We start from the raw sequence: 22960 nt of genomic DNA, 5'->3' as shown, positions 1-22960 counted from the left end.
GGTCCGTCTTGTTGTCCAATTTCCTTTTGTACTTTAAATTTAGGGAACGTTAGTTCAAGTTCACGTTTGATATTTTTCTCAGTTAGTTCGTTGAGGTTTAGGTTTCCTAATTTAGATTCTGTTAGTAATATTTGTTTTAATTCTTCAGTTTCAATAATCGGTTTTTTAATAATTAATTCTTCCTCATTTTTAAGACGTTCGTTGAGTTTTTCTGAGGTTGTTGTATTCTCAGTAATTCCTTTTGCAAAGCCAAACATTTCAAGTCCGAAATAACCAGTTCCTATTAAAATAATTCCAATTAGTACTATTAAAACTTCTCTTTTCATTGATTTTCTTGAGTGTGTTTGAACCGGTCTCGTGTATGAGGAATAGAGGATTTCTACTCACAAACCTTTCGGTTTTGCACAGACCTTTGTTTTGTATTCATACTTTCGTTTTATCACTTTAACTGTTATTACATAGGACATATTGTTATCACCGGTTATTTTTTGTTTCCAGATATTAAGAATTCCCTAACTATGTTTTTTATCCTAAAACCATTACTGCTATTGGTAAAGAAAACATAAGCTACACCTGCATCATCATACACTTCAAAGGAACAATCGTAACCGCCATTTCTTCCACTATGCCCATATGCAAAGCCTAATGGAGAGTACTTTAATTGATACCCCAACCCAAAGCCTTGTTTCCAATCTGTATTTGCCTCAGACCAGTTTTCTGGAATGTCAACTTGCTTTGCAAACATTTTGTCGTAAGTGTTTTTGGCCAATAAATCTCTATTCATAAGTGAAATAATGAATTTTGAAAATTCTTTTGCATTGGTATGCATAGAGTAAGCCATATTTGGAGTCTCTGTTATTCTTAAAGCATTTGTGTATTTATCATCGTGTCCGAATGTTAATTTTTCCATGAGAGCTTTATTGGTAGAAAAATAAGTATCCTTAATACCCAAAGGTTTTATTATGTATTTCGACAGTAAAGATTCAATATTCTCTTCGGTCAATTTCTCCACTACTTTTGATAAATAGACAAATCCCTCTCCAGAATATCCAAATGTGCCGGGAGGGTTAAGAAAATTCAACTTTCCATTTCTCCAGTTTGGAAACCCAGTACGATGAGTAAGTGAGTGACGAGCTGTCAATTGGTGATAAGTGGTATCGTGGGCTATATCATCATAAGGAAGGTATTTATATAGAGGATAATCCAAATCAATTACGCCTTCTTCAACCAGCTTCATTACAAGAAGCGCGAAAACAGGCTTTGTCACGGAACCAGCATCAAAAAGTGCATCTTCAGTGACTCTTTCGGTTTCATAAGCATTGGCATCTCCGTAGTTTTTTAAATAGACAACCTCACCATCTTTTATTAAAGCCAGTTGTAATCCTGGAATGGTGTAGTGATGTATAACTTCTTTGAAGAATTTATCTACTTTAAGGGTGTCATTTGCTTTGAAATTAGGAAGAATACCTTGTTTTGCTGAGAAAAAAGGAGGAGCCTTTTGGGCTTTTACGTCATATTTTGGAGCAGTTGTTATTTTTCCATTTACAACTTCTACCTCAATTCCCTTATCGCCTCTCGAACTCAAATACAAATCTTTATTGGTGACATTACCTATCAAGGCTGATTTTATACGATACCTTCCTTGCGGAAGGTTTAGTCCATATTCTTTTTTTCTGAGTAAAGGGAACTGCGTCCACATATCAGGATAGTCCATATTGACCAATTCTAAACCGTAAGGTACTGTATCAGAGAAGGGGGCTTCCAATTGAGCTGTTCCTTCTAATGTGCCCATCTCTTTCGCATCCTCTCCTAATATAAACAAATCACCCAAATTATTTGAAATAGAACTTTTTCCTCCAAATATTCCCCAGCTTTTGAGTGAATAACCATCATTGTCCAAATCAACAATTTGGTGGTCTATACCAATTGTTCTGTTCACATACAATTCATCACCTAGAAAGATTTGCCATTCATATGTGGTTGTATTTCCATCTCTATGAACAGCGTGGTCAATTTTATTTAAGTTTTCTTCGCGAATGTCCTTGTCCCAACCATTTTTGCCAAACATTAAATTTAGAGAGTTTTCACTCAATGCATAAAAAGCCACACCTGAGCCTTTTCTTTCGTGTTTTACATCTAGAAAAAGCCAATGAGCATCTTGCCCAAAGAGCTTAACATCCATTTCAGAAGACAAAATGTGTTCATCATCTATTACTTCAACAATTACATATAATGATTGTTCTTCTAAATTGTATCCTACCTGAAAAAAAGCACTAAAATCATTTTCATTTTCTATGTTATTCCTTGTAATTCCGTACTTATTTAAGTGACTTGGCCAATCCCTAGATTCTCCATCAATGGTAATTTTTGATACAGGTAAAGCAACGGCTCTTTCTCCATTATGAGCAAACAAACTAAATGGAAAAATAAAAAGAATGATGCCTAGATTGAAAAGTAAAATGAAGATGTTATTTTTCATTTTTCTAAGTTTTAATTGTTGAGAACGTCTCTTGTATGGTACGTTTGCTTCCCAAAGGGAGCATATGCAATATACAAATTGTTGTACACTGTTTTTTATTCTAATTCGAAATCCGAAATATTTATCTTTTCAGATTCCATTGTTTTCTTATCTAATATTCTGTCGAAAGGAATCCAACCCTTTTTTGTCAATTCGCTTGAAACTTTTTCTGCATATGAGTGAGCAAAATTCTCTTTTTCTTGTGAAGGAATTTTATCATAGTCAGCCCAAAAGTCATAATCAGAATCTTTTCTTGAAGGTCTCTCTATTTTTTCCAGATATTCTACATAATGTCCAACTTCGTGAATAAATGTTCGATAAAGCATTGTGTTTCTCAATCCATTGATTGTTGGGTGAATAGTGAAATCTCTTTTACTTTCAATCATTTTATGCCCGTCACTAAGCAATCTTTCGAACTCTTTTCTGTCTTCGTTTTTTAACGATTTAGACCACTTTATTGTTTTGTCAAAATCAAAAGATTCTAACATTATAGCAGCTCCTTCGTGCTTATCAATTTCTACAAAATAGTTTAATCTTCCCCAAACTGGTTTTAAAGTTTCTTCCCGTCTTTTAGGTTGTCTTAAAACAATTAAATTTAAACCTTCCAAATCTCTTGGATTTAGTAGTTCAATAATTTTTGAAATGTCATCTACAGTACACGGATGAATACTATTCTTTCGGGTTTTTTCTACAAGAAATTTGTATTGTTTACCGTATATACTTCTTTTAATAACAGTATATTCCTCAAGTTTCTCCCAAAATATCCGAAGGTCATTCCAACTATTAGAAATTACATTCCGATTATTTTGTCCATAGCCTTGTTTGGCTGTTCCGATATTTTTATTTCTTCTTGTTGGATTAAACATTTTCGTAAATAGCATACAACGTTAAATATATGGCAAGTTGGGCAGAAAATAAGCGATTAATTTCGATCCAGCACTTAGCCAAAGTTTATATTTTGTTTTTATCTTTTTCTAAAATACTAAATTTAATACTTTGGCGACAAACCGAGTAGACAATAACCTTTCGATTAAACACAAACTCCGCATTATCGCATAGGTATTGTTAGCTGCAGTCTTTTCAACTTTCCCACGTTATATTGTGCAAAGTTCCATCTTGATTAATATTCAAAACTAAAAGTTGATTACAAGGTTCTCCATCAATGTCAATCGAGTAGTCAAATGTACCGAAATAAGAAGCTTGAGGATAAATTCCAACTCTTATTAAATTCAGTTGTTCCATTAAAAGATTATTTCTTGATTTTTTTCGATTTTTTAAATCAATTATATCAGCTAAGTCATTCTCGTCAAGTTCGTCAAGATAGAAATTCAAATAGTCTGATGTCATACTCACATCTTGCTCAAAGTCAGATTTTATATAATTTCGATTTTGATTATCAAATTCAGGTATTCTGTTCACGAATTCCAGTATTTGATTTAATTTAGATTGATTTGTCGATTCGGTCTCAAAATTCAAGTCTAGATTAATTTCTCTTTCTTCATACTTTAATGTCCAATCATAATAATCTTCTAGCTTTTCAAAGTCAATTTTTGTAAAATCTGGTTTCTCTAAAATTCGGATTTCCTCATTATTAATTTCAGGTTCTTTTTTATTTTTTTTGAAAAATTCAAATATTCCCATTTGCGATTGTTTGGTCAGATTACAGCTAACGTTTCTTGTATGGCGCGTTTGCTTCCCGAAGGGAGCATATGCATTATAAATTGTTATATGTTTTTATGCTTCGACCCACTTTTGTTCAATTAAATCAAATTTATCACAGAGATGGTGAGCTTTTATTGAAGCATTTAATTTAAATTTTTCTCCTCCAGAGTTTAACCACCTTATGATAAACCATTTTATTAATTCATCCGTTGCAATCCCCCAAGAATCAAAGTTTTCGTCATGTTTTTCAAATTTTTGTAGAAATTCATAATTATAAACACAATGAATGTTAAGAAGTCCAGGGTCAACTGGAGAAGGGTACTCTGCTTTGTTATTATTGTATATAAAAAATTCACAATTCTCTTTATCCATAAAGAAAACTCTAACTGGAAAATTCTCAGTAAAACCATCAGAAAAAACCTCAAAATCTAAACTAATTACTTCATTAGGATATTCGAAACTAATTAGTTTTTTAATAACGTCTTCTATTTCAATATTCAATTTGGTTAAATATTCTTTTACTTTATCTCTAAATTCGGATTCCATTATTTTTTCAATTTATTAATAAACTTTAACCCAATAAGATACTTTAATCAGAGATGGGTAAAGGGATTACATATAATTCTTTTCTATAGTGAATTATAATAATTTGTAAACGTATAATCTACGTCTAGTATTTTTTAAAGAAACTAAAAGTTTATCATATAAAAAAACCACGATACTTAGTATCATGGTTTTTTGTAAAAATAATATGGAGATTCCGTTATTTTTTAGGATCAAGAATTAATGAGATTCGCTCCATTGCATCTTGCAGGTGGTAACGTGTCATTCGGTCTGCCGTTCTACCAATTGCATTTCTGATATCTCTCTGTAGGTTTTTTAGCTCCGCTCTTACCACAGGTCTTATATCACTCTGTGATACGTTCACATTGGTACGCCTTACAAAACGTCTAAAATTAGCAGGGATTGGTGTCTGTTCTTTCGTCATCAAAAACTCTAATCGTTCCATATATGCTCGCTGCAGATTACGACGATATACATCGATTGCAGCTCCTGTTCTTAGTTCTTTCCATACACCCGATCTTAGCTCCGTCATCATATCGATTAGGGTATATGCTTCTCTGGTGTTTAAGGCTTCGTTCTCTATTAATCTAGCCATTCTTCCTTGATCTAATAGGTTATTCAGTGTTCTGGTTTGAAAACCTCGAACACGTTCTACGCTACCAGCAGATTCTATTTTATTAAAGATAGTAGTATCCAATAACCAATCAGGAGTAGCAAATAACTGCTCTTGTATAAATACCATTGCACGTTTTTGGTTTTCTTTAGTTACATGTGTATATACGGCTCCTTCTTGATCATAGGTTTTATAATACTCATATACACCTCCGATATTAGAAGCAACGTGTCCCATATATCTGTTGTATTGGCTCAGTACCTGTCCATACATTGTTTGTAGGTCGTTATAGTTTTTACCATCTTCTGCAGTCCATTTGATCAGATTAGGTACAATCCTTTTTAGGTTGGCAATACCATACGTACTTGCTTTTACAGCATCATCACCAAGGTCTTCTGTTTGTGAACTAGGATCGATTACACCAAACTGCTGTCTTCCAAAACGGTATTTAGGATCATCAGCATGTTTTAAAATCCAGCTATCTAAGGTTTTCTTTTCTTCTTCTGCTGTAGTTCCGGGAATTGGTCGATATCCCCATCTGATGGCATGCTTGTCGTAGATCCCTATTTCTGGCATAAGCGCTACATCACCATCACCTGGTTGCGCGACATAATTAAAACGAGCATAATCCATAATAGATGGTGCTGTCCCATACTTTTTAGTAAACTCAGGATCACGAAGTGATTCTACAGGATAAGCGACACTACTTCCCATATTATGTGGTAATCCTAGTGTATGACCAACTTCATGTGCAGAGACAAATCTAATAAGCCGTCCCATCACTTCATCTTTAAAAGCTACTCCTTGTGCTTCTGGATTGATTGCTGCTGTTTGTACAAAAAACCAGTTACGTAATAAGGTCATTACATTATGATACCAGTTGATATCGCTCTCTAGAATTTCTCCTGTTCTTGGATCACTTACGTGTGGTCCATTAGCGTTTGGTATTGGAGAAGCTAAATAACGTACTACTGAGTAACGTGCGTCTTCTGGACTCCAATCAGGATCTTCTTCTACTGTTGGAGGATCTTTGGCAATAATTGCTTCTTTAAAACCAGCTTCTTCAAAAGCTACTTGCCAGTCTTCGATACCTTGTTTGATATATTTCACCCATTTTTTTGGAGTAGCGCGATCAATATAGTACACAATTTGTTTTTTGGGTACTACCAATTCTCCTCTGTTGAACTTTTCGACATCTTCATCGCGTACTTCTAATCTCCATCGATCTAAATAGCGTATCGTTTTACTTTCTTGCGCCTCTAATCCATAATCTGTTTGTCCTCTAGCGAACCATCCTACTCGCTGATCAAACATTCTACGTTTCATAGGTGTTTCTGGAAGTAAAATCATAGAATTACTCATTTCTAAAGAAATGGTTCCTGTACTAGCGTTAGAAGGAGGTTCGCCAGCGTTATATGTTTTTACGTGCCTTGTTTCGATATTAAGAGGATAACTTCTAATAGAATCTATATAAGACAAGCTCGCATCTAATCTCGTAATCTTGTATCTTTTTCTTCTGGAAGCAGGAAAACCAAGCGCTTTTACATCTTTTTTAAATAAGTCTGTAACATCAATAACCGTGGCATTGTTTACAGAATCTTTATGAAATGCTTTTATTGGAAACGAAAATAATACGGGCTCGAAATTAGAATTCTCTACCGCCTCATGAATTGGTAAAGAATCTGCTGCGTAGATCTGATGTGATACTACTCGAAGTAATACTTGTTTGTTTTTTCTTTGCCATCTAAGTACTTGTGTATTTTGTTTTCCACCACCAAAACCAATTCCTGTAGCGGTTTTAGCAATTCTGGTCACCATTAGCATTTCTCTGTTAAACAAAGAATCTGGTATTTCATAAAAATATTTATCTTCAATATTATGAACTGTGAAAAGCCCTTCATCACTTTTGGCTTTTTCAGTAATGACATCGCTATATGGTTTAATAGCATTTTTGTCTTTACCAGGTTTTTTTGCTCCTGCAGTTGCCGGAGTTTTTCCTTTTTTGTTCTGAAAAGCAGAACAACTAGAAAATGTAACTACCACTATTAGTAATAGATATAGAGTACTTTTGCGCATGAGTTATTTTTTTATCGGCCGAAGATAAAGAAATACCTATGGGATATTAGTGAAAGGAAAGTTAAAACCTAGAGCATGTGGGTTTTATGATTGGTGGATTTATACACGGTAATTATTAATAAATAGATTCCTTGTATTAATTTTCTGTTACAATAAATTCACTTCTTCTATTTTGTTGATGTTGTTCTTTAGTACAACGAACACCATTGCTACATTTATTTTGCAACAGAGTTTCTCCATAACCTCTGCTTTTTACCCGATCAGGATCAATGCCTTTACTGATGATATAGTTGGCTGTTGCAGTAGCTCTTTTGGAAGATAGTTTTAGGTTGTATGCATCACTACCTTTACTATCTGTATGCGATCCTATTTCAATTTTTAGTGTAGGATATTCTTTCATGTACGCTATAATTTTATCTAATTCTATAGCTGTTTTTCCTAGTAATAATGCTTTATTAGAGGCAAAATAAATAGGTTTTAGATTTAATAATTTTGCTAAATCTATTCCCGTATCAGGAACATCATTTTCTAAGAATAGTTCTTTGTGTACTTTGGTGCTATCTCTATTTGTAGAGATCGGAATTGTTGTTGGTTTATAGTTTTCTTTTTTCGCTTGGATGGTATAGGTTTTATTATTACAATCTACCCGAGCAGTAAAAGCCCCCATCATATCAGTTACTTTGGTATAGACAACCTCATTGTCTTCATTGCTGATGGTTATTTCCGCATCATTCAAAAGTTCATCGGTTTTTTTATCTAGGATGATACCATTAATTGATCCTTTGCAATCGGTTACTAAGGGTTTTGTTTCAGTAATACTATAGATGTCATCATCGCCTCTACCACCGGATCTATTGGATGCAAAGTATCCTTTTTTAGTATCATCGTTAATAGTAAAGGTTACATCATCAAAATTACTATTGATTGGTCTTCCTACATTATATATCTTTTTCTGAGGAGCTTCTGTATTTACCACAAAAATATCGAGTCCTCCTAACCCCATATGACCGTCTGAAGAGAAATATAACATTCCTGTTTTACTAATAAAAGGAAAAGTATCTCTTCCTTCTGTGTTGATTTCTGGCCCTAAATTCTGAGGTTGTCCAAAGCTTCCATCTTCTTGAATGGTGACAACGTATAAATCAGAAGCACCATATCCTCCTGGCATATCAGAAGCAAAATATAATTTTTTCTCATCAAAACTTAAAGTTGGATGCGCCACAGAATATTGATCATTGTTAAAAGGAAGTTCTTTTGGTGGAGACCATTTTTGATCTTTATCTATTACGGATTTGTATATTTTAAGACGATTAATTCCAGTTGAATCGTTTTTGGATTTTCCTCTATAAATATTGTTTCGGGTAAAATAAATAATACTGTCATTTTTAGTAAATGCAGATGTAGATTCGTGAAGGCGAGAACTTAGTTTTTTGGCAAATTCTTTGGAAAAAGAGATGTCCAGAGAATCATTGAATACTACCATAAACAACCCTAAATACGATTGTTGATTCCAAGCGTTTTGTGTTGAACTACCTTTGTTTTTTCCTCGAGAAGAAGAAAATATTAATTGGTTTTGATGGATAGAAGGCGCAAAATCTGTAAATGCTGAATTGCCTTCAAAATTAATAATTTCATATCTTCCGGATTGTTGTTCTATGTCTTCCAGATAATTTGGATTTTCTTCGAATCTCTTTGCTCTGGAATCTTCTGGGTTCAGGTTTTTGACATATTTCATAAGTTCATTCGCCTGATCGTATAACTCCAGATGTTTGTAACATTGCACAGTTCTATAATAATATTCTGGCTGTAATTCTTCTACTGCAGTACTGTCTTCTGCAAGTTCGATACGATATTCGATCATTCTCTCGTACCATTTACCTGCATTTTCTAAGTCGGAATTATAGTAATATGCATCCGCTAATTTTTGGTATATTTCTATAGAACCATCTCCATTACTTATAATATCTTGATATGCGTCAATAGCATCGACATATGCTAGGTTTTTAAAATTTTTATCAGCCTTTTTTAATGATTTATCTTGTGAAAATAAAAACAAGGGTGCTATCAAGATAAAGATGAATATATGGTAAGGTGTATGTTCAACGATTTTCATAGGGAACTTTATTTTGATTAGAAGAATCTAGGGTATAAAACACGTTCTTTTTTCTTAAAGATTTCGTAGCGTAAGAAAAACTCATAGGATCCGGAATTAAACTCAGTGTTTCCTAAAGCTGTTGTTTCCCAGTCATAGGCAAAACCAAGCATCATATTATCTGAAATCTGAAATCCAGCCAAAGCACTTAGCGCGGCGCTCCATCTATATGCTAACCCTAAGGAGAGTTTATCATATAATAAGAAGTTTGCAGAAACATCAACTTGCAAAGGCGATCCAGAAACTACTTTTCCTAACACTGCCGGTTTTAGTTTTAGGTATTCATTAATGTCAAACACATATCCTAGAATCATATAATAATTGATTCGTTCTACAGCTAAAAAAGAAGAGGCGGTATTATCATTTGATGACTCATTAAAGTGTTTAGTCTGGAGTAGGTTAGGAGCAGAAATTCCTGCATAGAATTTTTGAGTATAATAATAAGCTCCTATTCCTACGTTAGGAGAGAATTTATTGTCAATATTAGTGTCTAAAAGTATATCAGACGTTGCATATTGATTTAGCCTATTAAAGTCGATATCTAATAAATGCCCTCCTGCTTTTATTCCCAAAGATAATTTTCCATCAGGAGAGGTGTCAATAGTATATGAAAAATCAATATCAATGTATGTTTCCTGAGTAGGTCCTATTTTATCATTGACGATAGATACTCCAAGCCCGACTTTTTCTGAAGGACCGATTGGCGAGTGAATATTTAATGTCTGAGTTACTGGTGCTCCGTTAATTCCTACCCATTGATTCCGATATAAACCGGAGATACTAATTGCGTTTCTAGATCCGGCATATGCAGGGTTTACACTTATGGTATTGTACATGTATTGTGTATACTGAGCATCCTGCTGGGCGTAGGTTCCCAGAATAGAAATTAAAAATAAAATAATACTTAATAAATATGTTTTTTTCATAAGGTTATTATTTCTGAAAAGAATCATAAAAATGTTTGTTGCTTTAAGAGATTGTTTTATCTATTGATATATAGATATCCAGATCTCGTTTTAGATATTCCTGCATTATTTTTATATACTAGTACATAGAAATAAGTACCTACTGGTAATTGACGTTCTTGGTTTACAGTAGCTCTACCATTAGATTCCCCTCTGAAATATTCCTGACTTTGACCATATCCTATAGCTTCATATACAAGTACACCCCATCGATTGAATATCTTCAATTCATTATTAGGGAAGTTTTCGATATTGCGAATGATAAATACATCATTATCGCCATCTCCATTAGGCGTGACTGCATTAAATATTTCAAGATCGTCTTCTGATGTTGGATCAGCATTGTTTGGTTCTAAGTAATCAGGAATTCCGTCACCATCAGAATCAATAGCATCATCAGGTATCATATCTCCATCTGGATCCGGATTCTCATCTTCTGTAAGTATTCCATCATTGTCATCATCAATATCTTGAAAATCATCAATTCCATCACCATCAGAATCTTGAGGGTCGTAATTTACTTCGCCATTATCAGGATCATCTTGTACGCTATCAGGAATACCATCATCTCCATAAGGTCCATCAATGGTTCCGTCTCCATCACTATCAATACCATCGTGTCCGCCTTCGATATAGTCATAGATTCCGTCTCCATCAGCATCAAGATCTAGACTATCTATAATACCATCGCCATCTGTATCTAATAAAGGATCTCCGTTTTGTTCTTCGACGTCTGTAATACCATCATTATCATCATCTAAATCTATAATATTTGGTATTCCGTCTCCATCAGTATCCAAATAACTGACTGTAGGGTCATCCGGATCACCATCATTATCACTATCACTATCAGTAGGATCATCAGGATCATCAGAATCTTCAATAATTACCTTAGTAGAGTTAGGAATAGATGCACTTACAAAAGCGGTATTTGATACAAAACCATCAATCATATCATCTTCTGTAATCACATGTTCTGCTGTAACTGAGAAGGTTTCTCCAGGTGCAAGTGATGCTATAGATGATGGACTAGTTAAAACTGCATTAGGATCCGTCACATTTATATTTAGTAATGTTACATTTCCTGTATTGGTAACTGTAATTGCATAATTAAGAATATCTCCAACTTCGGTATAAGTCGTTGTATCTACCGTTTTCAATATGGAAACAGTTGCTAATTGTGGGGTAGAGGTGACAGTTACATCATCAGGTTCTCCATCTCCATTTGTATCATCGTCAGTAGGGTTATTAGGGTCATCAGAATCATCTGTTACAATACCTCCATTGGTATCTTCTGCTGTTACAGAAGCTGTATTTGTTACCGAACCTGTGTCTAAGTCTTGTTGTGTTATGGTATGCGCAGCAATAACAGTAATTGTTTCTCCTGGTAATAATGTAGCTATATTAGATGGTACAATACTACCTGCATCAGCATTAGAATCTGAGATGGTAATGTTGCTTAAAGTAACATTACCAGTATTAGTTACCTGTAATGTATAGGTAATAATTTCACCTACAGTATCCCATAATCCATCTGGTGCATCATCTGCAGCTTTGGTTAATCCAATAGATGGGTTTTGAATCATATCTGTATTTGTTATATCATCAGGATCACCGTCACCATTACTATCATTATTAGTAGGGTCATTAGGATCATCTGAAATGTCATCTAGAATATTTCCGAATGGATCAGTTCCCTCTACAGTAGCAGTATTACTAACAATGCCAGTGTCTAAATCTAATTGAGTAATCGTATGCGCTGCAGTTACAGAAATGGTTTCTCCCGGAAGTAAAATGGTAATGTTTGATGGACTAATACTGCCAGCATCTGCATTATTATCGGTAATGACAATATTTGTTAACGTAGTATTGCCAGTATTGGTAATTGTTAAGGAGTACTTAATTTGTTCTCCTACTGTATCATAAGCGCCATCATCGGCACTTAATGATTCTTTGATAATACTAATTCCTCCTTGTACCATAAATGTGGTTACTGTGTCATCATCGGGATTTCCATCATTATTATCATCTATATCTGTAGGGTTATTTGGATCATCAGAATTATCTGTGATATTAGTTCCATTAGGATCTTGTCCAGAAACAACAGCAGCATTGGTAATACTTCCTGTATCAACATCAAACTGAGTTATTGTATAGGTTGCAGTAAATGTTGTTGTGTTATTTTGCCCAGGAATTAAATCAATAAGACCTCCATTAACAGCTACTAATGGATCAGAAATTGTAATATCCGTAATAGTAGTATTTCCTGAATTTATTACTTCGAAAGCATATGTAATCGTTTCTCCGATTTGAGCAAAGCCATCACCATTCGTATCATTGAACGTTCCTGTTTTTAGTAAAGTTAATTCAGGGTTGCCAATAAGATCCGTAACTGTTGGGTCATCCGGATCACCATCTCCATCCAGATCCTCATTATTTGGATTATCCGGATCGTCAGAGAAATCACTTACATCCGTAATAATACCACCATCATCATCTTCTCCGGTTACTAAGGCACTGTTAGAAATATTACCAGAGTCAATATCTGATTGCAAAATAATATAAGTTGCTGTAAAGCTTGTATTATCAGTTTCTGCAGGGTTTAAATTGATCGGGCCACCTGTTACAGATACTATGGGATCGGAAATTGTAATGTTGGTTATTGTTACATTTCCAGTATTTCTAACATCAAATGTATAAGAAATTGTTTCTCCATTTTGAGGAATTCCATCACCATTTTCATCATTGAAATTAGCTGTTTTAAATAAAGTTAGTTGTGGATCTCTAGCTAATGTGGTTATTGTTGCATCATTATTATCAGTGGTAGTTGGATCATCGGAATCATCCGTCACTGTTCCCCCAGACGGATCAATCCCAGAACTTGTTGCAGTATTAATGACTTCACCAGCATTTACATCTGATTGTAATAAAACATAAAATGCTGTAAATGTTGTGTTGTCCGTCTGACCAGGAATCAAGGTAATTGGTCCTCCGGTTACAGGAATTAATGGATCCGAAACAGTGATATTAGAAATCGTTACATTTCCAGTGTTAGATACATCAAAGTTATACTGAATCGTTTCTCCTGCTTGCGCAAGTCCATCATTATTAGTGTCTATAAACACACCAGTTTTAAAGATTGTAAGTTCTGGATTACTTGGTAATGTGGTAATTGTCACATCATCAGGTTCTCCATCACCATTAGTGTCGTTATCAGTTGGATCATTAGGATCATCAGATGTATCTGAAATTGGATTTCCATTAGTGTCTTCTGCATTAACTGTTGCAGAATTCGTAATACTTCCTGAATCAATGTTTGCTTGCGTTATTGTATATGTAGCAAAGAATGTAGTAGTATCATTATTGGAAGGAGCTAAGGTAATAGGACCTCCATTAACTGTTGCTAAAGGATCTGATATAGTAATATTTGAAAGGGTTACATTTCCTGTATTGGTTACATTAAAATTATAGGTGATCGTTTCTCCTTGTTGAGGTATTCCATTACCATTCTCATCATTGAAAGTAGCAGTTTTTTCTAGTTCAATTGAAGGGTTTTGTGCAATATTAGTATCTGTAATATCATCAGGATCGCCATCGCCATTTGCATCATTATCTGTAGCGTTATTAGGATCATCAGAAATATCAGTAATAGGATTTCCAAACGGATCGACACCTTCTACAGACGCAGAGTTACTTACTACGCCTGCATCAATTTCATTTTGAGTAATAGTATGAGTTGCATTCGCAATAATCGTTTGTCCTGGAGATATACTAGTAATAACTGAAGGCGTAATGCTTCCTGCATCCGCGTTAGCGTCTGAAACGACAACATTAGTGAGTGTTACATTTCCTGTGTTGGTTATCGATAGTTCATATATTATTTGTTCTCCAACACTGTCATAGCTACCATCAGGAGCTACTAGTGCCGTTTTGATAAGGCTAAGATTTCCTTGAAAAGGTAAAACAGTATTGGTTACATCATCAGGTTCTCCATCTCCATTAGTGTCATTATCGGTTGGATTGTTAGGATCGTCTGAAGTATCTGATACTGGATTTCCATTAGGATCTTGTCCATTTGTAATTGCGGTGTTTTGGACTAATCCTGCATCAATGTCATTTTGATTAATACTATATGATGCAGTAAATGTCGTTGTATCATTTTGCCCTGGATTAAGATTTATCGCAGCTCCAGTTACAGTTACTAAGGCATCTGTAACATTAATATTCGTTATGGTAACATTGCCGATATTCGATATATCGAATGCATAGCTTATTGTTTCTCCAACCTGGGCTAAACCATCACCATTTTCATCTTCAAATATGCCAGTTTTTGTTATGCTTACTCGAGGATTCGATAGTAACGGAGTAACGGTAGTGTCATCAGGATCTCCATCTCCATCTATATCATTGTTATCTGGATTATTAGGATCATCACTAATATCTGTAATAGGAGTTCCATCTGGATCTTGTCCAGTAACCGTAGCAGAATTTGTGATACTTCCAGTGTTTAGATCCGAAAGAGTGATTGTATAGGTTGCTGTAAAAGTAGAAGTATCTGATTCATTAGGATCTAGATCTATTGGACCTCCTGTTATTGAAACTAGTGGATCAGTAATTGTGATACTAGAAATCGTTACATTTCCTGTGTTTCTTACATCAAATATATAGTTAATTGTCTCTCCTTCTTGTGGAAATCCATCTGCATTTTCATCATTAAAAACAGCTGTTTTTAGTAATGTTAGCTGAGGGTCTCTGGATAAAGAGGTAATTGTATCGTCATTATCATCGGCAGTTGTAGGATCATCAGAAACATCTTCTACAGGATTTCCATTTGGATCAGTTCCAGAACCAATAGCAGAATTAGTTACACTTCCTGTATTGATATCATCTTGCGTAATAGTATAAATAGCTGTAAATGTGTTACTATCTGTTTGATTCGGAGGAAGATTAATCGATCCACCACTAATGGTTACCAATGGGTCTATTATCGTAATGCCAAATACCGTTACATTTCCAGTATTTGATACATCAAAACTGTATTGAATGGTTTCTCCAACCTGAGCTAGACCATCACCATTACTGTCAATAAATACTCCTGTTTTATTGATTGTTAATTCAGGATTAGATTGTAAAGTAATGATTGTTGCATCATCTGGATCTCCATCTCCATTACTATCATTATTATCGGGATTATTAGGATCATCAGAAGTATCCGTAATAGTGCTTCCATCTGGAGCTTCTGTATTAACCGTTGCAGAATTTGTAACACTTCCGGAGTCTATGTTTCCTTGAGTTATTATAAAGGTAGCTACAAAAGTAGTAGTGTCAGATGCTCCTGGATCTAAACTAATTGGACCTCCATTAACCGTAACAAGTGGATCTGAAATGGTAATGTCAGTAAGTGTTACATTTCCGGTGTTAGTTACAGAAAAATTATAGGTTAATGTTTCTCCTTGTTGCGGAAATCCATCTCCATTTTCATCATTGAAAGTAGCTGTTTTTTCTAAAGAAATGGATGGGTTTTGATCAAGAGGAGTTATTGTATTATCATTTGGTGTTCCCGTCGTAGGATCATCAGAGATATCAGATACTATATTTCCGCATGGATCAACAGCCACTACAGTAGCGCTATTTATAACCTGTCCAGTATTCAAATCGTCTTGAGTAATTGTATGTAATGCTGTAATGGTAGCAGATCCCATTGCTGGGATTGTGGGAATTGTAGCAGGAGAAATGCTTCCTACATCTGCATTAGTGTCAGTAATATTTACATTGTTTATTTCAACATCGTTTACATTTTGTATAACTATTTCATACTGAATAACCTCGCCAACTGCATCATAGCTTCCATCTGCGGAAGGTAGAAATGATTTTGTTACTATCATTTCAGCCTCAGGACTTACGGTAACTGTATAGGTGTATGGCATTCCAACACACCCATCAGGACTGGTTGGAGTAACAGTATAAATCACCGTTTGAATACTTCCACTAATATTAATTAAAGTATCTGTTATTAAAGAAGATGTATCTGGAGTAGTTGTTTCTCCACTTACGTTCGTATTATCTGCTGCCACCCATGAGAAAGAGGTTCCTGCAATATTTACATCTGAACTCAGATTGTGATTTAAAGAGGTGTTACTACAAGTGTCATCTGTAGGAGCTGCCGTATTAAGAGGTTCTGGTTGAATAGTAATAGTAAGCGTAAATGTATTTCCATTACAACCATTACTATTGAATGGTGTAATGGTATAGATAACATCCTCATTATTTCCTGAGATGTTTTGTATAGTATCTGGAATAATAGTTCCATTACCATTAATAGCTCCACTAACATTGGGGTTTGGTGTAACTACCCAATCAAATGTAACACCAGATAGGCTTGTCAAGTTTGATAAATTATATTCTAAAGAGGTATTACTACATATAGAGGTCGAAACATCTGAAATCTCTAAAGTAGCTGTAACATCAATGGTATATGTAAAATTATATGTACTATTGTTTCCTGCGCAATCTGTATACGTGAAAGTATATGTTTTGATTCCATCACAAGTAGGATTGGTACTTTCTGTTATTACTGGAATAATATTATTTCCACATACATCAGTTACTATTGGCGCAGTTGGTTGTATTGCATCAATTATGTCATTTACTATTGCAGTTCCATCGACAGGTACAACTGGTGATGTAGTCACATCAAGGGTATACGTAAACGTATAGATAGAAACATTTCCAGCACAATCAGTGTAGGTATAAGTATATATATTATCTCCTTCACAAGCAGGATCTGTATTTTCTGTAATTACTGGAGTGATATCATTATTACATACATCAGTTACAGTTGGCGCGGTTGGTTGTGTGGCATCTGCAATACATTCTACAGTTGCAGTTCCATTTACTGGCACTACTGGGGATGTTGTTACATCAAGGGTATACGTAAACGTATAGATAGAAATATTTCCAGCACAATCAGTGTAGGTATAAGTATATATTTTATCTCCTTCGCAAGTAGGATCTGTATTTTCTGTAATAACTGGGGTGATATCATTATTGCATACATCAGTTACTGTTGGTGCAATTGGTTGTGTAGCATCTGCAATACATTCTACAGTTGCAGTTCCATTAGCAGGTACTACTGGTGATGTTGTTATATCAAGGGTATATGTAAACGTATAGATAGAAACATTTCCAGCACAATCAGTATAGGTATAGGTATATATCTTATCACCTTCGCAAGCAGGATCTGAGTTCTCCGTAATTACCGGAGTGATATCATTATTACATACATCAGTTACGGTTGGCGCAGTTGGCTGTGTAGCATCTGCAATACATTCTACAGTTGCAGTTCCATCTACAGGTACAACTGGTGATGTTGTTACATCAATCGTATATGTAAATGTATAGATAGAAACATTTCCAGCACAATCAGTATAGGTATAGGTATATATTTTATCTCCTTCACAAGTAGGATCTGTATTTTCTGTAATTACTGGGGTGATATCATTATTACATACATCAGTTACTGTTGGCGTGGTTGGCTGAGTAGCATCAGCAATACATTCTACAGTTGCAGTTCCATCGACAGGTACAACTGGCGATGTTGTTACATCAAGGGTATATGTAAATGTATAGATAGAAACGTTTCCAGCACAATCAGTGTAGGTATAAGTATATATTTTATCTCCTTCACAAGCAGGATCTGCGTTCTCCGTAATTACCGGAGTGATATCATTATTGCATACATCAGTTACTGTTGGTGCAATTGGTTGTGTAGCATCAGCAATACATTCTACAGTTGCAGTTCCATTTACTGGTACTACTGGCGATGTTGTTACATCAATCGTATAGGTAAACGTATATATAGAAACATTTCCTGCACAATCGGTATAGGTATAGGTATATATTTTATCTCCTTCACAAGTGGGATCTGTATTTTCTGTAATTACCGGAGTGATATCATTATTACATACATCAGTTACTGTTGGCGCAGTTGGTTGTGTAGCATCTGCAATACACTCTACTGTTGCAGTTCCATTTACTGGTACTACTGGCGATGTTGTTACATCAATCGTATAGGTAAACGTATATATAGAAACATTTCCTGCACAGTCAGTATACGTATAGGTATATATTTTATCACCTTCACAAGTAGGATCTGCGTTCTCTGTAATAACTGGTATGATAGAACTACCACTACTATCAGTAACTACAGGCGCAGTTGGTTGTGTAGCATCGGCAATACATTGTACTATAGCTGAATCATTAGGAGGTAATACCAAAGGTGGTTCTATGGTTACTGTGATTGTGTACATTGTTCCTACACATCCATTAGCATCAGCAGTAGGAGTAATAGTATATATTATATCTTGATCAGTTGAAGATGTATTGGTAAGCGTATCTTGTATTCGATCATCTGTTGAAGTAGAAGTGGTCTCTCCTGATACATTGGGATTGTCAACAGCAGACCAAGAAAAAGTAACTCCATTAGTATAATTTGTAACATGTGTAATTAAATTTTGATTAAGTGTATCTCCTGTACAAATATCTACAGTCCTAGTAGTATTGTTTACTCTGGGAGTTCGCTGTATTGTTACAGTATAAGTATATGTATCCAGTACTGCTCCTAATGAATCAAATCCTGTGATAGTATAAATCACTTCTTGATCTGTAATACTCGTATTTACTAAAGTATCTGTAATATTTGAGTCCGTCGAAGTAACGGTTGTTTCTCCTGCAACAAAAGGATTATTGGTAGCAGACCAGCTAAATGAAACTATAGTAGGGTCAACATCTGCAGTTAGATCATGTGCTAAAGTAGTTCCGCCACATATGGTTTCTATTGGATTTACAGTTACCGTTTCGGTTGCTATAAGGTCTGTGGGATCGGCAATACTTCCTGTTCTTGGTGTGGTGGTTACGGTTACGGTATTGGTAATATCCGTTTGATTAGTAATATCTGATGCGGTTGTAATATATGTCGCTGTCCATGTAGCAATGGTTCCAGGGTCCAATTGATCCACATCATTATCAACACCATCATCGGTTCCGGTAGTACTTTGTAAAGTAATTGTGCCTAAACTACCACTACCCGAATGAATATCGGTAAGACTCACTTCATCAAAAGTTACATTTCCTAGATTGGATACGGTGTAGGTATACGTTATTATTTGACCTTCTGTAACATTGCTATCGTCATCTGCTAATTTGGTTACAGATATAGAAGGAGTAGATATGAGGGGAACGATTGTAGGGTCGTTGGTAGTTGTTGTCGGGTCATCAGGATCATCCGATAGATCCGTCACACTTCCTAAACCTGGATCTTGAGCTCCGACGGTTGCTGTATTTACCGCTTGGGCTGCATCCAAATCGTCTTGTGTAATTACATGAGTTGCTTCAAAAGTAGCAGTATCCATAGGAGCCATACTATCTACGATATCATCTGTTCCAGTATCCGTTCCTGTAGTACTTATCAATGTAATTGTATCAGCATTAGGATCTACTACATTTATATCTGTTAATGTTACATTTCCCACACTAGTGGCAATAATCGTATAGGTTATAGTTTGCCCTAAAGTATTGTATGGGCCATTTGTTGGAGCATCATCTACTTTGGTAACCTCTAATTGACCAAATTGGGGAATTGTAACTACCGTTGCATCATTTGGTGCTAAAGTAGTAGGGTCATCTGATGTGTCAGATACTACCAGTCCTTCTACAGGTTCAGTCCCACTAGCAGTTGCTGAGTTGGTAGTACTTCCATTATCAAAATCTAATTGAACAATTGTATGTGTAGCAGTAAAGACTGCCGAAGCTCCTGCAGGTAAATTTGCAACAGATATAGGGCTTAAGCTACCTGGGTCAATATTAGGATCAGTGATAGTTACATTATCTAGACTTACATTCCCAGTATTGATTACTGTAAATTCATAGGTGATAACTTCTCCTAAAGCGTCATATAAGCCATCTAGAGCAGGTTGAGCAATTTTTTCTAGTACTAGTGCTCCCAATTGTTCGATGGGAGTAATCGTTGGATCTTCTGAAGCAATAGTTGTAGGATCATCCGAAGTATCAGAGATAACAAAGCCGTTGGATAAAGTACCTTCGGCTGTAGCTGTATTTACTACTTGATCTGCTTCTATATCCGATTGCGTAATTGTGTGTGTAGCAGTAAAATTAGCTACCGCTCCTATGCCAAGATTAGAGACTGATGCAGGAGATAAACTTCCTGAATCTATATTAGGATCTGAAATGGTCACACTTGGAATAACCTGATTCCCTGTATTGGTGACTACAAAATCATAAGTAATTACTTCTCCAACACTATCATAACTTCCATCTGGAGGTGCTTGATCACTTTTGGTGATTTCTAATTCGTTATTAATAATGGTAACATCTTCTGTTGGATCATCTGGTAAAGCATTTGCTTCTACTTCGGTTTGAGTATTGCTTATAGTATTTGTAACTGTTAATCCAGCAGATCCTTCATTAACCGTTGCTTCTAATATTAATGTATGGATTTCGCCACTAAACATAGTTCCAATCGTCCAATCAGGAGCAGTCCAGGTTCCAAAACTTGGAGTTCCTGTTCCAAAGGTTAATTCTGAAGGCAAAGCATCATTGATTACCAAATTACTTACAGGATTCACACCTAAATGCTCTACCGTAATGGTAAAAGTCACCGTATCTCCTTCAATTACAGGGCTAGTATCTACTGTTTTTGTTAATACAATTTCTGGATCGCAATTATATACAGATAATATAGCAGAATCATAAGTACAGGTTCCTTTGGTAACTCGTACAAAAAAATTACCTGGTTCTGTAGGAGTAAAGCTATTAGTTGTTGCTCCTCCTATTAATACACCATTCTGAAACCATTGATATGCATCAAAACTGGATGAGATTTCAAAAACATCTGCTCCAGGTAGACATCCACCACCAGTAACATCTAGTTCTACTACCGGAACGGTGTCAAACCCAGAAAAATATCCTGCGATTCCAGCTGCGCCACTTACTCCCAAAAAACCAACGGCAATAGGTCCTGTAGATTGTACAGAAACATTTCCTGTAAGACCAGGAATGTAAAAAGTTTTCCAATCTCCTGTGCCATTTACTGTTTGTTCATTAGCTAAGGCTATCGTTCCAGTACCGTCAGTAACTATAATGTTTGCATTTGGAGTAGTAGTAGCTGCTACGATTGTAATACCTCCATTAAAATTAGAACCATCTACATCTCTAATATTGGAGATGTTACTTAGTCTATCTGGTAGCAAGCAGTTTACAGGTGCGATAAAATTTAAACCACCAGTAAAAATACTGCCAGAACCGGACAAATGTTGATAAGCATACACTTCTTTGGAAGTGGTTACGTACATGTTTCCACCTGCAGATTGAGGTGAATAATTACTTCCGTTGATTACATAATATTCTCCGTTATTTATTGTTGTTTGAAGTACACCACCTACAAAAATATCTGTACCGTTCTGAGTTCCGATTATTATAGGGGTTTCTATGTCATTTACTCCATTTCCTCTTATGAATATATACTCTCTACCCAAAACATTCTCCGGAACCGGTTGGTCAATTACAGCGTCTCTGCTATTAGCACCAATTCTGGGAGCTCCATTTAGGTTTCCATTAGAAATGGCAATTTTTTTATCCGATTGGATGGTTGCTCCCAGCCAACAGTCAATATTTGCTGCTGTTGCATTTCTCCATGCTTCTAAAACATAGGTTTGGCCTTGAGTTAGTGTAATTGTAAGAGTGTCATCTGTAATTCCATCATCGTCTCCTTGTAGTCTAAATTCGCAATCTGTTCCGTAACCAAAAATATTAATGGTTGTAGTGCCTGGATCTGTAGCCATAATCCCTAAAGTAGCATTCAGACTATTTTGGCCATTACCATAATTAGGCCTACCACCCCATTTGAATAGTGTTCCTATGGCTTGTCTACCTTTGGATGTTAATGAAGTAGCTTGTGAGCTGGATCTACCTCGATAGTTAACATAAAATTCTTCGCCATTTTCAGATTCAAAACGTAACCCACTATTGTTTAAAACTATTCCGGTATTAGTATTTGTAACAAGCGTAATATTATTGTCACCATCCGCTATATTATATTGTTCTGGGGCGGTATTTGAAATGTTTAGGGTTGCAATTGCTGTTGTATTGGTTCCCCGAAAAACACTAACGTCAAAAGCTGTTGTTTCTGGCGTAGATAAATAAAAAGCTTGTTGACGTATTGCCTGATTATTTCCTCCTTGTTTTAGTGGCGGTAAATAATGCACATTACTAAGTTGCGCCTGAATATGTATAATGCTTATAATAAAGAAAAAGAGGAGTAGGTAATATTTTTTCATTAGGTGGGTAGTTATGACAATGGTTTTCTAAATTAGAAAAGAACGATAGGTTTGGCT

9 protein-coding genes are annotated in these 22960 nt (G+C 35.4%); all 9 read right to left on the bottom strand.

Translation table 11 applies throughout. The features are described from left to right. Positions 1-326: hypothetical protein (locus Q0975_RS26710; RefSeq protein WP_299443460.1), on the bottom strand; the 326-nt coding region annotated here is incomplete at its 3' end. 155 nt (positions 327-481) lie between these two features. Further along, positions 482-2479, bottom strand: a complete 1998-nt coding sequence (locus Q0975_RS26705; RefSeq protein WP_299443457.1) for a serine hydrolase domain-containing protein — start codon at positions 2477-2479, stop codon at positions 482-484. 95 nt (positions 2480-2574) lie between these two features. After that, positions 2575-3399: a hypothetical protein gene (locus Q0975_RS26700; protein ID WP_299443454.1), complete on the bottom strand. Its 825-nt coding sequence runs from the start codon at positions 3397-3399 to the stop codon at positions 2575-2577. A gap of 199 nt (positions 3400-3598) precedes the next feature. Next, positions 3599-4159 carry a DUF2004 domain-containing protein gene (locus Q0975_RS26695; RefSeq protein WP_299443451.1) on the bottom strand — a complete coding sequence of 187 codons (561 nt, stop codon included), beginning with the start codon at positions 4157-4159 and terminating at the stop codon, positions 3599-3601. Positions 4160-4252: 93 nt separating this feature from the next. Beyond that, positions 4253-4726, bottom strand: coding sequence for a hypothetical protein (locus Q0975_RS26690; RefSeq protein WP_299443448.1), 474 nt, complete (start codon positions 4724-4726; stop codon positions 4253-4255). Positions 4727-4943: 217 nt separating this feature from the next. Next, a complete protein-coding gene (locus Q0975_RS26685; protein ID WP_299443446.1) occupies positions 4944-7433 on the bottom strand; it encodes a zinc-dependent metalloprotease in 2490 nt (829 codons plus the stop codon). A gap of 136 nt (positions 7434-7569) precedes the next feature. Continuing rightward, on the bottom strand, positions 7570-9546 hold the full coding sequence (locus tag Q0975_RS26680; RefSeq protein ID WP_299443443.1) for an OmpA family protein: 1977 nt from the start codon (positions 9544-9546) through the stop codon (positions 7570-7572). A gap of 17 nt (positions 9547-9563) precedes the next feature. After that, complete coding sequence (locus tag Q0975_RS26675; RefSeq protein WP_299443440.1) at positions 9564-10511, bottom strand: type IX secretion system membrane protein PorP/SprF; 948 nt, start codon at positions 10509-10511, stop codon at positions 9564-9566. A 56-nt stretch (positions 10512-10567) separates the two neighbouring features. Next, a complete protein-coding gene (locus Q0975_RS26670) occupies positions 10568-22903 on the bottom strand; it encodes a PKD-like domain-containing protein (protein WP_299443437.1) in 12336 nt (4111 codons plus the stop codon). Positions 22904-22960: the final 57 nt, after the last annotated feature.

The sequence above is a fragment of the uncultured Aquimarina sp. genome (genome assembly GCF_947500065.1).
Taxonomy (GTDB): Bacteria; Bacteroidota; Bacteroidia; order Flavobacteriales; family Flavobacteriaceae; genus Aquimarina.
This window is presented reverse-complemented; position numbering and strand designations above follow the sequence as displayed.

Bases quoted from the DNA above. Each gene is read 5' to 3' on its own strand.
- Q0975_RS26705 (WP_299443457.1), bottom strand. From the start codon at position 2,479: ATGAAAAATAACATCTTCATTTTACTTTTCAATCTAGGCATCATTCTT.
- Q0975_RS26670 (WP_299443437.1), bottom strand. From the start codon at position 22,903: ATGAAAAAATATTACCTACTCCTCTTTTTCTTTATTATAAGCATTATA.
- Q0975_RS26690 (WP_299443448.1), bottom strand. From the start codon at position 4,726: ATGGAATCCGAATTTAGAGATAAAGTAAAAGAATATTTAACCAAATTG.
- Q0975_RS26680 (WP_299443443.1), bottom strand. From the start codon at position 9,546: ATGAAAATCGTTGAACATACACCTTACCATATATTCATCTTTATCTTG.
- Q0975_RS26675 (WP_299443440.1), bottom strand. From the start codon at position 10,511: ATGAAAAAAACATATTTATTAAGTATTATTTTATTTTTAATTTCTATT.
- Q0975_RS26695 (WP_299443451.1), bottom strand. From the start codon at position 4,159: ATGGGAATATTTGAATTTTTCAAAAAAAATAAAAAAGAACCTGAAATT.
- Q0975_RS26685 (WP_299443446.1), bottom strand. From the start codon at position 7,433: ATGCGCAAAAGTACTCTATATCTATTACTAATAGTGGTAGTTACATTT.
- Q0975_RS26700 (WP_299443454.1), bottom strand. From the start codon at position 3,399: ATGCTATTTACGAAAATGTTTAATCCAACAAGAAGAAATAAAAATATC.